This is a genomic window from Pseudomonas sp. Pdm06 (assembly GCF_014851795.1).
Lineage (GTDB): Bacteria > Pseudomonadota > Gammaproteobacteria > Pseudomonadales > Pseudomonadaceae > Aquipseudomonas > Aquipseudomonas fluorescens_AA.
Genome location: NZ_JACVAH010000002.1, coordinates 661880 through 676632 on the forward strand (window position 1 = coordinate 661880; position 14753 = coordinate 676632).

9 protein-coding genes are annotated in these 14753 nt (G+C 62.3%); 4 read left to right on the forward strand and 5 right to left on the reverse strand.

Annotation, left to right across the window (positions count from 1 at the left end; genetic code table 11):
- Positions 1–384 precede the first annotated feature (384 nt).
- Complete coding sequence (locus IB266_RS05700; protein ID WP_060742630.1) at positions 385–2085, reverse strand: cyclic peptide export ABC transporter; 1701 nt, start codon at positions 2083–2085, stop codon at positions 385–387.
- A 34-nt stretch (positions 2086–2119) separates the two neighbouring features.
- Positions 2120–3181 (reverse strand): TauD/TfdA family dioxygenase, encoded by a 1062-nt coding sequence (locus tag IB266_RS05705; RefSeq protein WP_103309111.1) that lies wholly within the window; start codon positions 3179–3181, stop codon positions 2120–2122.
- 339 nt (positions 3182–3520) lie between these two features.
- On the opposite strand from IB266_RS05705, the gene syrB1 reads away from it, so the two are divergent.
- From syrB1 to IB266_RS05720, 3 genes are read left to right on the forward strand one after another with little or no spacing between them, the layout of a single operon-like run.
- The gene (gene syrB1 / locus IB266_RS05710) at positions 3521–5368 is read left to right on the forward strand and encodes a syringomycin E biosynthesis L-threonine--[L-threonyl-carrier protein] ligase SyrB1 (protein ID WP_192260507.1); all 1848 of its coding nucleotides are present in this window, start codon (positions 3521–3523) and stop codon (positions 5366–5368) included.
- A gap of 17 nt (positions 5369–5385) precedes the next feature.
- On the forward strand, positions 5386–6321 hold the full coding sequence (syrB2, locus tag IB266_RS05715; protein WP_060742633.1) for a syringomycin E biosynthesis L-threonyl-[L-threonyl-carrier protein] 4-chlorinase SyrB2: 936 nt from the start codon (positions 5386–5388) through the stop codon (positions 6319–6321).
- A gap of 60 nt (positions 6322–6381) precedes the next feature.
- On the forward strand, positions 6382–7593 hold the full coding sequence (locus IB266_RS05720) for an alpha/beta fold hydrolase (protein ID WP_192260508.1): 1212 nt from the start codon (positions 6382–6384) through the stop codon (positions 7591–7593).
- A 727-nt stretch (positions 7594–8320) separates the two neighbouring features.
- On the opposite strand, the gene IB266_RS05725 is transcribed toward IB266_RS05720, so the two are convergent.
- The 3 genes from IB266_RS05725 to IB266_RS05735 form a co-directional block, all read right to left on the reverse strand.
- A complete protein-coding gene (locus IB266_RS05725) occupies positions 8321–8932 on the reverse strand; it encodes an aspartyl/asparaginyl beta-hydroxylase domain-containing protein (RefSeq protein WP_060742635.1) in 612 nt (203 codons plus the stop codon).
- Between the two features lie 154 nt (positions 8933–9086).
- The gene (locus tag IB266_RS05730) at positions 9087–10457 is read right to left on the reverse strand and encodes an MFS transporter (protein WP_192260509.1); all 1371 of its coding nucleotides are present in this window, start codon (positions 10455–10457) and stop codon (positions 9087–9089) included.
- The gene (locus IB266_RS05735; RefSeq protein WP_192260510.1) at positions 10454–11458 is read right to left on the reverse strand and encodes a cupin-like domain-containing protein; all 1005 of its coding nucleotides are present in this window, start codon (positions 11456–11458) and stop codon (positions 10454–10456) included. Before IB266_RS05735 ends, IB266_RS05730 begins: the two co-directional genes overlap by 4 nt.
- A 361-nt stretch (positions 11459–11819) precedes the next feature.
- Here IB266_RS05735 and IB266_RS05740 point away from each other — a divergent pair.
- Positions 11820–14753, forward strand: a 2934-nt coding sequence (locus IB266_RS05740) for a non-ribosomal peptide synthetase (protein WP_225613418.1), incomplete at its 3' end; no start/stop codon positions are given.

The window sequence follows — 14753 nt, forward strand, 5'->3', positions numbered from 1 at the left end:
CCTGCCCCTCCGACACGCGCACGCACACCCACAACGCACTGCCCGAAGCCCTGGGGGCCCGGCGTTTTTCATGACACCGGTCAGCCGACAGGCCTGTTGCAACAACGCCATCCACAGCACGCGCAAAGATAAATTCCATACGTTCCTTCTCAGAGATTTGTCAGTGCTGCCCGGGTTGAATGCAACAGGCACGCCTGGAGTTGATGCAAATCCGCGCGGCTAGCCAGCGCGGCATGGGGTCGGTCGAACGATCGGAGCGTTCTTGCATGGCATCGCCACCCGGCGGCGGATACACGTCTGCCGGGGGGATGCCAAGCGTTTATCACGGGTGTTCAGCAGTCCTGTCGCGACATCGCAAGCCGGACGATGGAGCCTGAATGGGCATCAGGCTCGCTTGTCGCGCAGGGCGCAGTTGATGTCGGAAACGATCTGGCCATCCGACAACTTGATGATGCGATCGGCCAGTTGGAAATACTGGTCGTCATGGGTAATGATCAGCACCGTCTTGCCACGACGCTTGAGGTCAGGCAGCAGTTCCTCGTAGAAGAACTTCTTGAACGGCGGATCCTGGTCCGCGGCCCATTCGTCCAGCACGTAGACCGACCGATCTTCCATGTAGGCGCACACCAGTGCCAGGCGTTTTTGCTGGCCATAGGACAAGGCCTTCAGGGTTGAATACCCCTGCCCTTCGATCTTGATCTTGTCGGCCAGCCCCAGGGTTTCCAAGTACTTGCTCGCCAGTGTCGGGCTGCCGTCCTCTTCGTCGGGGCCAATGAGGCGATTGAACAGATGGAAATCGGAAAATACCGCGGAGAACAGATCGCGATAGTCGTTGCGATTTTCATCCGTGACAGGCTTGCCATCGAGCTGGACCTCACCCTCCTGGGGGATGTAGAGCCCGCAGAGGAGCTTGGCCAAGGTGCTTTTACCGCAACCGTTGCCACCGACGATGTAGATCAACTCGCCGGCCTGCACCGTCAGGTCGATGGGCCCCAGGGAGAAGCCGGTCTCGGCGTGCAGCTCCTGGTAATGCATGCGCACGGCTTTCAATTCGATGCGATTCCAGGACTTCTTGTGCTCCAGCAGATGAACCTTGGGCACGTCGGTCTCGATAGGCTCCGGGTGCGGATCGTTGATCGAGAAACCGAATTCCGAAAGACGCGTACACGCCACCCGTCCCGCCGCCAGCAAGGGCATCGCCCCGACCAGCAACGACAGCGGGCCCATGATGTACAACACCGCCAGGACGCTGGCGGTCATGATTTTCGGCTCGATGGCACCGACCAGGGGCGCGGCGAACAGCAGGCAACCGATCAGCAGCGACAGCGTGAATTGCCCAACGTTGTCGGCAGCGGTGTACCACAGGCGCTCGACGAAGTTGTAGCGCGCCACACGGGTCGAAGACGCCTCGATGGCCGAGCGACCGAACCAACGACGCCGCACGCCATTGAGCTTGAGTTCCTTGAGGCCGAACACCAGGGCGTGGGTGTATTCATTGAACGCGGTGTATTCGTCCCGCACACGAGAGGTGTTCCGCACGCCACAGGAAAAGAAGAACAGATACAGCCCCACCCCCAGGATCATCAGTGACACAGTCAAGGCCAGCACGACCCACGACAGGTAGGCCAGGTAGCCGATGCCGAACAGAAAGACCGTCGTCTCCACCAGGATGGTAGGCATGATGATCAATGTCGTATTCAATTGCGGGATGTCGTTGGTCAGCATCGTCAGCACATTGGGCGGGCCGCGCCGGTCCACTTCTTCCAGTGGCGTGGCGAGAATCTTGCGACAAAGCGCAATGCGCAAGCGCGTCATGATCCGCATGCTGGCGTAGGCCGGGAACAACGCCGCACCGTTGCGCAGGATCAGCGCCGTGGCACTGAGCCCGATGAACCAGTACAGCGCCTGCAGGCGCGAGCCGTCATTGTAGAGAGCGTCGTTGATCACGCTCACCACCGCGATGGACGCCACTCCGCTGATGACACCGCAGATCAACGTAAAGAGCGTCAGCCAGGGATGGTTACGCCACAACAGGCGCATGACCGAGCCCGCTTTGGGCTTCTTCGCTTTCTTCTCTTTTTTCATGGGTTGCTATCCTTCAATGGAGTCGCGAAAGGGCTCACGCCGGTCGCCATACATCGCCCCGGGCGGTCATTTCGCCCATCGCCACAACGATAAGGCGTGGTTCCTCGTAAGGATCGCGAGCGTGGGCGGCCAACATGTTGTCGAGCATCACCACATCGCCCTTGCGCCAGGCGAACCTGACCGCACAGGCCTCATAGGCCTCGCCGAGCAACGCCATGACGTCGTCTTCAATCGGCGTTCCATCGCCGTAACTGACCATGCGCGGCAGACGATCGGCGCCGAACATATCGAGCAGGTCTTCGCGCATTTCCTCGCCGAGACAGAACGGATGGTGCAGCTGCACCTGGTTGAAAAAAGCCCGCTCCCCGGTCACCGGATGTTGGATAACCGCTGGACAGAGGGTGCGCACCTGCAGGGTTTCGTCGTCGAGCCATTCGAAATCGGTGCCCTGTTCCCGGCATCGCTGTTCGACGGCCGCGCGGTCGCTGGTGCCGAAGAACGATGCCCAGCTCGGCTCGACGCCAGCGGTAAAGGTGCGGCTGTACATCAGGCCTTTTTGTTCGAACCGAGCCACCACCTGCGGCGGCAGGCTTTGCAGCACTTGGCGGATGTCGGCCAGCGGCGTCGCACCGCCAACCCGTGACGGCTGCTCGCAATAGAACCATTGCTTGCGCGGCCAGCTTTCCAGGTGCGAGCTCTCGTTGTGATACAGGATCATCTCGCGCTCGGGATACGGCGTGGAGCGGTAGACGTTGCGTCCGCCCTCCTTCTTCGGCAAGTCGCCGTAGCTGCCGTGCAACCCGGGCGACAAGGCTTCGGCGAACGCCTCGAAGGCCGGCACCGAGCCGAGGTCAAAACCACGAAACAGCACCGCGCCGTGACGACACAGCAACGCCTCGATAGCCTCGCGATGGGTGTTGGCCCACAGCGAAGGATCCAGCCCCGGTTCGATCGGTTCGATCACCACCGGCAAACTCAAACCGTCGGCGAGCAATGACAGCCTGACCGATTCGCCGGCCCCGTGACCTGGCCAGACAAGCGAATCCGCCATCCCGTCAGCGGGCATGACGGGCGATGCGTCAGTTTGAAGACTCATGAATAACTCCTGAACCACGGATCATCGGATCCACGTCGCAGGGCCGGACCAATGCGCCCCACCATCGGGCAAGGATAAAAACACTGATCCGCGGTGATGTCTGGCACCGCAAACCGGGACAGAGGGGGTCATGGTGTCTACTTGAGCCGTTTGCGGAGCGGCAAATTCTTGTCCCCATTTCCCGCGACAGACGCCGACACGAAGTCGGTGCTGAAATGCGTCAGCTGCGAATTGCACAGGTACCGCAAACGATGCCGTGGGTCGCAGTGACGTCTCGAGCACATCGGTTTGCGCAACATGCAAACACGCTGTGCCTGGCATTTAACAGGAGCGTTAGTCATGCCGATTAAGAACACTGGCGGATCGGTCAATCCCGCGCCAGCCCCTCTCACGCCCGGTGCATTCCTGCATGAAACATTCGTCGCCCGGGCCCGTGAATTCCCTGAGCGAACCGCGGTTTCCGACGCCTCTCGCTCATTGAGCTACGCACAACTCGACACGGCTTCGTCGCAGTTGGCGGCCAGGCTTCGCCAGGAAGGCGTCCAGGACGGTATGTTGGTGGGGATGTGCCTGCCACGTGGCGTCGACCTGGTCATCAGCCTGCTGGGTATCCTCAAGGCCGGCGGCGCCTACGTCCCGGTCGACCCGCAATACCCCGGTAAACGTGTCGAACACATCGTGCGCGACAGCGGCCTGGGCCTGATGATCGGTGAACTCGCCGAACTGCCGCCGAGCGCGTCCGTACGCGTCCTGTCCCTGGCCGAATTGCTGGCCGGCCCGACCCTGCAACCGCTGCCCGCCAACGACCGACGCAACCCCGACGAGGCCGCGGCCTATGTCATCTATACCTCCGGTTCCACCGGTGAGCCCAAGGGCGTCTTGGTGGCGCACGGTAACGTCAGCCGCCTGTTGGAAAGTACCCAGCGCTCGTTCGCCTTCACCGAAAACGACGTCTGGTCGATGTTCCACTCCATCGGTTTCGACTTTTCGGTGTGGGAAATCTGGGGCGCCCTCGCCCACGGTGGCCACGTCGCCGTGGTGCCCTACGATGTTTCGCGCTCGCCAAGTGGCACGCGTCAATGGCTGGCCGACCAGGGCGTGACTGTCCTGAGCCAGACGCCATCGGCGTTCCGCGGCCTGGATGAGGCGGACCGCTCTGTCAGTGCGCCACTGGCCCTGCGCTATGTGGTGTTCGGCGGCGAGGCACTGCCAGCCACCGTGCTGCGGCCGTGGGTTGAGCGCCATGGCGATCAGAAGCCGGCCTTGATCAACATGTACGGCATCACCGAAGCCACCGTCCACACCACCTTCAAACGCGTGCGTGGCCAGGATCTGGAAAGCGCCGCCATGGTGTCCATCGGCGCGCCGCTGGACGGCTGGCGCCTGCACCTGCTCGACGCCGATCAACAACCGGTGTCCCCAGGCAACGCCGGTGAGCTGTACATCGAAGGCGCCGGGGTCGCCCTGGGCTACCTGAATCGTCCTGCCCTGAACGCCGAACGCTTCGTCCAGCTGCCGGGCACCTCGAGCCGTGCCTATCGCACCGGCGACCTGCTGGTACTGGGAGACGATGGCGAGTACCGCTACGCCGGTCGTTGCGATGAACAGCTGAAGATCCGCGGGTTCCGCATCGAGCCGGGCGAAGTCGAGGCGTGCCTGCAAGCCAGCCCCGCCGTAGCCGCCGCCCACGTGGCCGGTCACGATTACGGCGATGGCGACTGGCGCCTGGTCACCTACGTGGTGCCGACCCATGGCGTAGCGGCCTGGACCGAACAGCTGCGCAGCGAAGTGGCCGCACAGGTGGCCGCGAACCTGCCGGACTACATGCGCCCCTCGGTCTACATCCCACTGGCCGCGTTGCCGGTCACCGACCACGGCAAGATCGACAAGAGCCGCCTGCCCTCGCCCGATTCCGCCACCTCGACCGTGGACCACGCCAGCGACACGGGCCTCACCGAACAGGAGCAGTTCGTGCTCAAGGTCTGGTCGGACGACATGGGCCTGAAGAACATCGGCCTGAACGATGATTTCTTCGACTTCGGCGGCACCTCCCTGGCCCTGATCCGCTCGTTGAGCACGTTCAAGGCCCATTACCGGGTCAACCTCGACCCAGGTGTGCTGGCAGATGGCGCGACCGCCAAAGTGTTGGCCGGCTGTATCCAGCGCTCCCTTGTTCAAGCCCATTGATCGAAAAGGAAAAGCTCATGAGCAAAAAATTCGCCTTGACCCCGGAAGAACGTGCGTCCTTTGAAAAGAACGGCTTCATCGGACCGTTCGACGCCTATTCGCCAGAAGAAATGAAAGAGACCTGGAAGCGCACCCGCCTGCGCCTGCTCGACCGCAGTGCCGCGGCCTACCAGGATCTGGATGCGATCTCCGGCGGCACCAACATTGCCAACTACGATCGCCACCTGGACGACGAATTCCTCGCCAGCCACATCTGCCGTCCGCAAATCTGCGACCGCGTCGAGAGCATCCTCGGCCCGGACGTGCTGTGCTGGCGCACCGAGTTTTTCCCTAAATACCCGGGCGACGAAGGCACCGACTGGCACCAGGCCGACACCTTCGCCAACGCCTCGGGCAAGCCGCAGATTCTCTGGCCGGAAAACGAAGACTTCGGCGGCACCATCACCGTCTGGACCGCCTTCACCGACGCCAACATCGCCAACGGTTGCCTGCAGTTCATTCCCGGCACCCAGAACAGCATGAACTACGACGAAACCAAGCGCATGGCCTACGATCCCGATGCCAACAACAGCTCGGTGGTCAAGGATGGTGTGAGGCGCGGTTTCTTCGGCTACGACTATCGCCAGCTGCAGATCGACGAAAACTGGAAGCCCGACGAAGCCTCCGCCGTGCCCATGCAGATGAAAGCCGGCCAGTTCATCATTTTCTGGTCGACCCTGATGCACGCCTCTTACCCCCACAGCGGCGAGTCCCAGGACATGCGCATGGGCTTCGCCTCGCGTTATGTACCGTCGTTCGTGAAGATCTACCCGGACTCCGACCACATCGAGGAATACGGTGGACGTATCAGCCTTGAGAAGTACGGCGCAGTGCAGGTCATCGGCGAGACGACCCCTGAATACAATCGCCTTGTCACCCACACGACCCGAGGCAAGAAGTTCGAAGCCGTCTGATCTTTTCAATGCCATATGACAGTTGGCATGCGCAACGTGCCTGACAGGAGTCCCCAATCCATGACTATTTCCACCGACGCAGCGACGCGCCTGTGTGAGACCGTGAGGATGCTTAGGCACCTTGCCATCCATTTGCCCGATCCTATCTGCCTGAGCTTTTTGGCCCAGGGCAGTGATGTGGCGCCCGACCAGGCTTCCTCCAGCGTGAGAGCCACGGAACGCGCGGTCAGCACCGCGTTCGCCAGGATCGGCGTCAAAGCCGTGCAGTACGTGCATGACGGCGAGGCGCAGCTGTCGTCTTTCGAGATGTTCATCAGCAAGAAAATCTGCCAGGCGCTCGAGTTTGCCTATGACCACTTCGACGATGTCGACAGTGCCAAAGACTTCGGGCGCCTGGTCAGACACTTCGATTTCAGCGGTGCCGTGCCCGAGGTCGAGACACTGCACCTGATTACCCGCGACAATGTGGCGCTGTCGGTGCATGCCAGCACCGATCGAAACCGCCCGGCCATCGTCCTCGCCCTGCCCTGCGGCATGCCGTTCGACTTGTGTCGCGACTGGTTCAATGCGCTGAGCGAAAGGTTCTTCGTGGTCACCTGGGAAACCCGCGGGCTGTTCGGTTCCTGCACCTCCTTCGATCAGTTGTCCGTGGACACCGATGCCCAGGTGGGCGACCTGATCAATGTGATGAACCACTATGGCCTGCAAAGCGCGCACTTGATGGGTATCTGCGGTGGCGCGGTGATCGCCCTCAGCGCGGCGGCCATCCACACCGACCGGGTCAACTCCCTGAGCCTGTGGCACGGCGATTACAACCTGGGCGACGACAGCCTGCGCACCACCCACCAGCAGAACTTCGAGTGGCTGATGGAATCGGCCGCCGTGGACCGCAACGAAGCCAGCGACCTGCAGGCGTTGTTCCTGGACCAGGCGACCCTGGCGACCATTCCGGACTCCATCGCCCATGCGGCGCTCTACCCTTATGTCAACGAAGAGCTGTTCTATCGCTATGCGCGACTCAACGATGCGCTGAACAAGACTGAGTTGAAGTCGCGGCTGGAGCAGATCACGGCGCCCACCCTGGTCGTCGCCGGCGACGCCGATGAAACCACCCACCTTGGTGGTTCCAAGCACATTGCCGAGTCCATCAGTGACGCCTTGCTGCATGTGGAGCGCAATGGCAGCCATCTGGCGTTCTTCGAGTCGACCCATCGCTCGAAACACACTGCCTTCCGCTTCCTGGAATCGACCCTCGAATCGACGGTGGTCTGACTTACCAGCCGTGGCGCGGTGCAAAACCTGTGGGAGCTGAGCTTGCTCGCGATAGCAGTGGGTCAGCTTGCATCGGGATTGAATGTGCCGACGTCATCGCGAGCAAGCTCGGCTCCCACATGGGGTCTTGGGGCCCCACAGATTCAGCATCTGCCCACAATCCATTGTGGGAGCGAGCTCGCTCGCGATAGCGGTGGGTCAGCTTGCATCGGGATTGAATGTGCCGCCCTCATCGCGAGCAAGCTCGGCTCCCACCTGGGTTCTTCGGTACCCACAGATTCAGCATCCACCCACAATCCACTGTGGGAGCGAGCTTGCTCGCGATAGCAGTGGGTCAGCTGGCATCGGGATTGAATGTACCGCCCTCATCGCGAGCAAGCTCGCTCCCACCTGGGTTCTTCGGTACCCACAGATTCAGCATCCACCCACAATCCATTGTGGGAGCGAGCTTGCTCGCGATAGCAGTGGGTCAGCTTGCATCGGGATTGAATGTGCCGCCCTCATCGCGAGCAAGCTCGGCTCCCACCTGGGTTCTTCGGTACCCACAGATTCAGCATCCACCCACAATCCATTGTGGGAGCGAGCTTGCTCGCGATAGCAGTGGGTCAGCTGGCATCGGGATTGAATGTGCCGCCCTCATCGCGAGCAAGCTCGGCTCCCACATGGGTTCTTCGGTGCCCACAGATTCAGCATCCGTCCACAATCTTTCCGGTGACAGGGTTCCACATCAAGCCACCATGTGCTTCTCACGATGAAACTCAAGGTACAGCACAGTACGGTGAGCCCTGGACGCATTGACTGCAAAGTGGTCCAGGGAGCCATCGAAAATCACCAGGTTACCGTTGGTGCTCTGGTTGAAGCTGCCGTTGACATTAAGGTAGGCATAGTTCTGTGTGGTAGGCGCGTCGATGGTCAATTGCATGTGCAGCAGACCTTCTTCCCAAGTGCCGGTATGAGAATGCGTACCGAGGAACACGTTGGGTTCCATGCGCAATAGGGCGCAAAGCTTGATGCCGGGAATCTTGCTCAGCAGCTCGATGGTCCCGGGCATGGCGTCGCGGGCGTAGGGGATCGGAGTGTCGTAGGCCACCAGGCCGTATTGGGTCCACTCCGGCATGATATCCATGTCGTCACCCCATCCCCAGAGCCAGCCATACTCTCCCCCAGCCGCCATGTGAGCGTCGATCTCCTCGACGATCTCGGCAATCTGCTTGCCCACGCGGTTGATCGTCAGGGTTGGCGCATCGAGGGCCAGAAATTCCTCGCGGATCACTTCCCAGTTGTCGGCCAGGTTCTTCAGTTGCGGAAAACGGCTGGGATCATAAAACGACGGGCGCATAGGTACTCCTTTTATTGAGGTTGTCGATTCCGCTGGCGATGCCAGATAGTCCTGTCCGCCGGATGAGAGGGCGTAGCAGGAGAGCCTGCCAAGGTTGACCTACCGGGCTTGGCCTGTCTGTCACGGGAATCAGGTACACCGGGGCCGACCGGCATTACAGGGGCTCGACCTGGGGGGTTTCGATCATCCGCGCCCCCGCCACCGGCGCCGGGGTCTCGTCCAGTCGACGCATCGGTCCATACAGCAAGACGCTCAATGGCAGGAACGCGAACAACCCACCGGCCACCACGAACAGCAACCCCACACCACGCCCCGGCCCCACGCCCAGCCAGCGTCCGATCGAGTCGGCATAAAGACCGCCGGGCATCAGCGCTGGCTGGAACCAGTGATCCACCAGGAAACCGCCGACGATCACCGCCAGGCTGGTGGTGGCGATGGTCAACATGCTGATCAACGCAAACACACTGGCACGGCTGCCAGCGGGGATCCTGCGCATCCACAGCGAGTTCACGCTGGCGTCGGCGATGCTCGCCATGGTGATTGCGACAAAGGCCAGTGCGCAGTAGGCGAAGGTCTGCGAGACCAGCCCCAAGGCAACGACACAGCCCGCCAACAACAGATCGGCCACCGCCACCAGCGCCATCAACCGGCGTGGATTGCCCATCGAGATCAGCAACCCCGCGCCCGCCAGCCCACCCAGGGCCGCCCAGGTGTAGGCCATGCCCAAGGCCTGGCTGCCCAGGGTCGACAGCAGCAATGGCGTCATCATCAAGGTGGCCAGTGACAACAGCGCCGTGCGCATCATGGTGTAGACCAGCAACCCGGCCATCAGCCGCTCGGCGACAAAGAACTTCAGCGCCGCGGCGACATTCCCCAGCGCCCCGCCAAACACCGTGCCTTTGGGCCCGCCGTCCTGACGACCCGGCGCCCCTCGCACATGGGAGAACGCCTTGATCACCAGCAAGGTGCCGGAGCAGAAGGTCATCAGGTCCACCGCCAGGATCGTCACCAACCCGGCACTGGCCATGATCGCACCCGCCAACAACGGTGCCACCAGGGCCGACGCGTTCTTGCTGATACTGATCAACCCCGAGGCCCGGGTGAACTTGTCAGGGGCGACAATCGTACTGACAGCAGCCTGATAGGCCGGTTTGCGAAAGGCGCCGACAATCGACGCCAGGCAATTGAAAATGTACAGGTGCAACGGCTCCAGGCGTTCGAACCAGAGCAGCGCCATGACCCCAAGGAGCAGCACCGCCAGGGTCACATCGCAACAGACAATGATTACCCGGTGGCTGATCCGGTCGGCCAGCCCACCCGCCAAGGGCAAGAACAACACCGCCGGCAATGTCGCCGCCAGTACCACGTTGGCGAAGGCCACCGCCGAACCAGTATGGTTGTACACCCAGACCCCCAGGGCGAACTCCATCAGCGCCGTGCCCACCACCGCCAGCGACTCGCCGCACCAGAGGAAATAGAAACCGCGCCCCAGGTCAAAACCCCGGCGGCCGCTCCCCACGCTCATGGGCGCACATCGCGAGGCGTGACCACACCGATCAACTTGTCCAGCAGCCGATAGGCCAGGGAATAAAGCACCGCGCCCAATATCAACGGCGCAAAACGGGAAAACAGATAGGTCCGCAACACCCGCCTGGCGATGGGCGAGCTGATGTTGCCACTGACGTGCAAGGGCGTTGGGAATGTCGCCGCGACGGTTGCGCCGAATTCATCGTCCATCGATTGCACGGCGTGCCACCAGTAGACCGGGATGTACAACGCATCCCCCGGCTCCACCACCGTACGCAGCGCTCGCAACGCTTGAGTGCCAGGGAAGCGCCTGGTGTCGATGTCGTACAGGTAGCCCGCCTCTTCGATCACCGGGCGCAAGGCCCGCCAACTGGCTTCGTCCGGCGGTAACAGCAACACTTCCTTGGCACCGACGACCTGGGCCATGAACGTTTCGTCGACGACATGGAAGTGCCAATCGGTATAGGAGTTGCGGTACAGGAAACTGCGATGGGGCGGGTAGTGCCGGGACTTGCCCAACTGCGGCATGAAAGGCAACCCACCGACATCCTCCTTCATCGGCTCGATGGCCGAACCTTCGGAGAACCGGCAGCTGTCGGCCACCAACGGCGAATCCCCCACGTTCAGGTCATCGAGAAACTGGTGGAACGGCATTTCCCGATACACCGTGTTGGCATACTCGGTCAGCTCGGCCTTGACCTTTGGGTTGGACCAACCGATGACCTCGGAAACGATCTGCGAGCGCACCACCACCGCACTGTTGCGCGAGTGCGCCTTGAGGTAGTCCAGGCGTTGCCATTTCTGGAAAGCCGGCCAATGCCGTACCGCATTCTTGACCAGGCAGGGACGGTTGCGATTGACGTAGCGGCGGGTGAATTCCTCTTTGGAAATCGCCAGCGCATCGATCACGTCGACCGCGCCTGCCTGTGGGTGATTGGGAAAGCGGGACAAGCTCCAGAACTTCGTCGCTGGGCGGTCCGATTCGGCGGTTAATGGCATGTTCGACCCTCGCAAGCACACTCAGGGCCGTTGGTATAACAGACTCGCGCGACCACGCCCAAGCACCGCAAAGCCACGTTCCGCGCCGTTGTCCCTGCTTCCCATGACAGACATCCCAAGGCGGATGCTCTAATTTTTTCTCACTTTGTGAAGGGATATCAGGCGCAGCCGAACGGCAGGACGGGACCCTCGACGGCTCGCAACGCAGCCCTCGCCGCCCCATCGCACCCAGCGCCTTGCGCCGCCCCCGATGTCCTTCTCCACGGCTATTGATTCCGCCGACTGGCAGTCGTCCAGGCCTTCACCACTGCCATTCGAACGGAGAAAAACCTCAATCGATTCTGCAAGCAGGTGCTCCGAAATGGATTCGTCGACCGATATGTTGCCTACCCAAGACTCCGCGTCCCACGAGTTGGCGTCCGTCCAGCAGGGCATCTGGCTGGATCAGCTCGCACACCCGGACCTGCCCTACTACAACATCGGCATGTCCCTGGAGATCAAGGGCCAGATCGACATTGCATTGTTCGAGAAAGCCATCGAGCTGGTCGCCAACCGGCACGACACCCTGCGCCTGAGCTTCAGTCATGAAGGCGGCACCGGCCGCCAGCGCGTGCTGCCCGAGGTCAAGGTGAACCTGGAGGTGGTGGAGTTCTCCGAGGCCGACGCCGAGGCCGGCCTGGCCATGGACTATCTGCGCAATGCCTTTCGCCAGCCCTTTGAATCATTGACGGGCCGGCTCTGGGAGGCACGCATGGTCCGCTGCGGCCCGAACCGCCATTACTGGCTCGCCCGCTACCACCACCTGGTCACCGACGGCATTGGCGTGGCCCTGATCGGCCATGCCGTGGGGACGGCCTACAATGCCCTGCTGGCCGGCAACGACGAAGTCGCCCAAGGGCATTCCTACCTGTCGTTCCTGGAAGACGACCGGGCTTACCTGGCCTCGTCCCGCTATGAGCGCGACCGCCAGTTCTGGCAGGAAACCTACACACAGATGCCGCCGTCGCTGCTGCAGCGCCGGGCCGATTTCAAGACAGGCCAGGCCAATGAGCTGGCCCCCAGCGCCCAGGTCCAGGCGATGCTGCCCCGGGCGCTGTACAACGCGTTGACGCAATTTTCCAGCGAACGCAGCCTGTCGGTCGCCCATGTGCTGATCAGCGTGGTCGCCACCTATTTCTGCCGCACCGTGGGCGTCGATGAAATCGTCATCGGCATGCCGGTGCATAACCGCACCACTGCCCGGGCGAAAGAAACCGCGGGCATGTTTTCCTCGGTCAGTCCGATCCGCCTGCCCGTCGACTTCGACGCCTCGCTGCTGGACCTGATGCACACTGCCGGCGGGCAACTGCGCCGCTGCTACCGCCATCAGCGCTTCCCCATCGCCGAGCTCAACCGCACCCTGCGCCTGGCACAGACAGGGCGTCGCCAGCTGTTCGACGTGTCACTGTCGTTCGAAAGCCTGGACGGCGACGATCAGTTCGGCGGCACCTCGTCCACGGTCATCACCATGGACAACGGCTACGAGCAGACGCCCATGGCGATTTTCGTGCGCGATTATCATCCGTTCGAAGACGTCCACCTGGATTTCAACTTCAACACCGCCTACTTCAGCCTGGAAGAGGCCCGACACCTGCAACAACGCATCGTCTCGATGCTCGAGGCCGTGCTGGAACAGCATGCAACGCCCGTGGGGCAGTACCCGCTCATGAACCACGCCGAGCGGCAATGCGTGCAAGTCGAATTCAACGCCACGGCCCGCGACTATCCGCGGGATGTGTTGATCCACCAGTTGTTCGAACAGCAAGCCCGGCAGCGTCCGCACGCCTGTGCCGTGCGCGGCGATACCGGGCCGTTGCTCAGTTATGAACAACTCAACCGCCAGGCCAATCGGTTGGCCCATCGCCTGATCGAGCTGGGCGTGAAACCCGATGACCGAGTGGCCGTGAGCCTGAGGCGGGGACCGGAAATGGTCGTCGCCCTGCTGGGGATTCTCAAGGCTGGGGCGGCCTACGTGCCCATCGACCCGGACCTGCCGAATGCACGCCAGGCATTCATGCTCGACGACAGCAGCCCGCGGGCCGTACTGACCAGCCAGGCGTTGCAAGGCCTGCTGCCAGCCTCGAGTGCGCCGCTGCTGGCCCTCGATGATCACGCACAACTGGCCGCTCAACCCGAACACGACCCAGACCCGCAAGTCCTTGGCCTGCGCCCCACTCACCTGGCCTATGTGCTCTACACCTCCGGCTCCACCGGCACCCCCAAAGGGGTGATGAATGAACACCTCGGCGTGGTCAACCGTCTGCTATGGGCCCGGGATGAATACGGCGTCGATGCCAACGACCGTGTGCTGCAAAAGACCCCGTTCGGTTTCGATGTGTCGGTCTGGGAATTCTTCCTGCCGCTGCTGGCCGGCGCCGAACTGGTCATGGCCCGCCCGGGCGGCCATCAGGAACCGGACTACCTGGCCCGGCTGATGCGCCAGGCCAGCGTCACGATGTTGCACTTCGTGCCGTCGATGCTCGACCTGTTCCTCGAACACCATGACGGGCAGGCCTTCCCTGACCTGCGACGCGTGTTGTGCAGCGGCGAAGCCCTGCCCCGCAGCCTGCAACGGCGTTTCGAACGGCAGTTGCCAGAGATCGAGCTGCATAACCTCTATGGCCCGACCGAAGCGGCCATCGACGTGACGGCCTGGCAGTGCCGCGCCAGTGATCCTGGCGAAAGCGTGCCCATCGGCCGGCCGATCGCCAATATCCAGATGTACGTGCTCGATGGCCGTGGCGCACCACAACCGTTGGGTGTCGCCGGGGAAATCCACATTGGCGGTATCGGCGTGGCCCGGGGTTACCTGAACCAACCGCAATTGAGCGCCGAGCGCTTTATCGCCGACCCGTTCAGCACCGAGCCGAACGCGCGCCTGTACAAGACCGGCGACCTCGGCCGCTGGCTCGCCAACGGCGCCCTGGAGTACTTGGGCCGCAACGACTTCCAAGTAAAGATCCGAGGTTTGCGCATCGAAATCGGTGAAGTCGAAGCGGCCCTGGCGTTGTGCCCGGGTGTTCGTGAAGTGGTGGTCATTGCCCGGGAAGACCACCCCGGGCAGTCGGAAAGCAAGCGCCTGGTCGCCTATGTCTGCGGCGAGCCGATCCCGGCCGAACAACTGCGCAGCACCCTGCTCAAGCACCTGCCCGAATACATGGTACCCAGCGCCTTCGTCCACCTCGATGCCTTGCCCCTCACCGCCAACGGCAAGCTCGACCGCCGCGCCCTGCCGGCCCCCGGCCTGGAAGCCCTG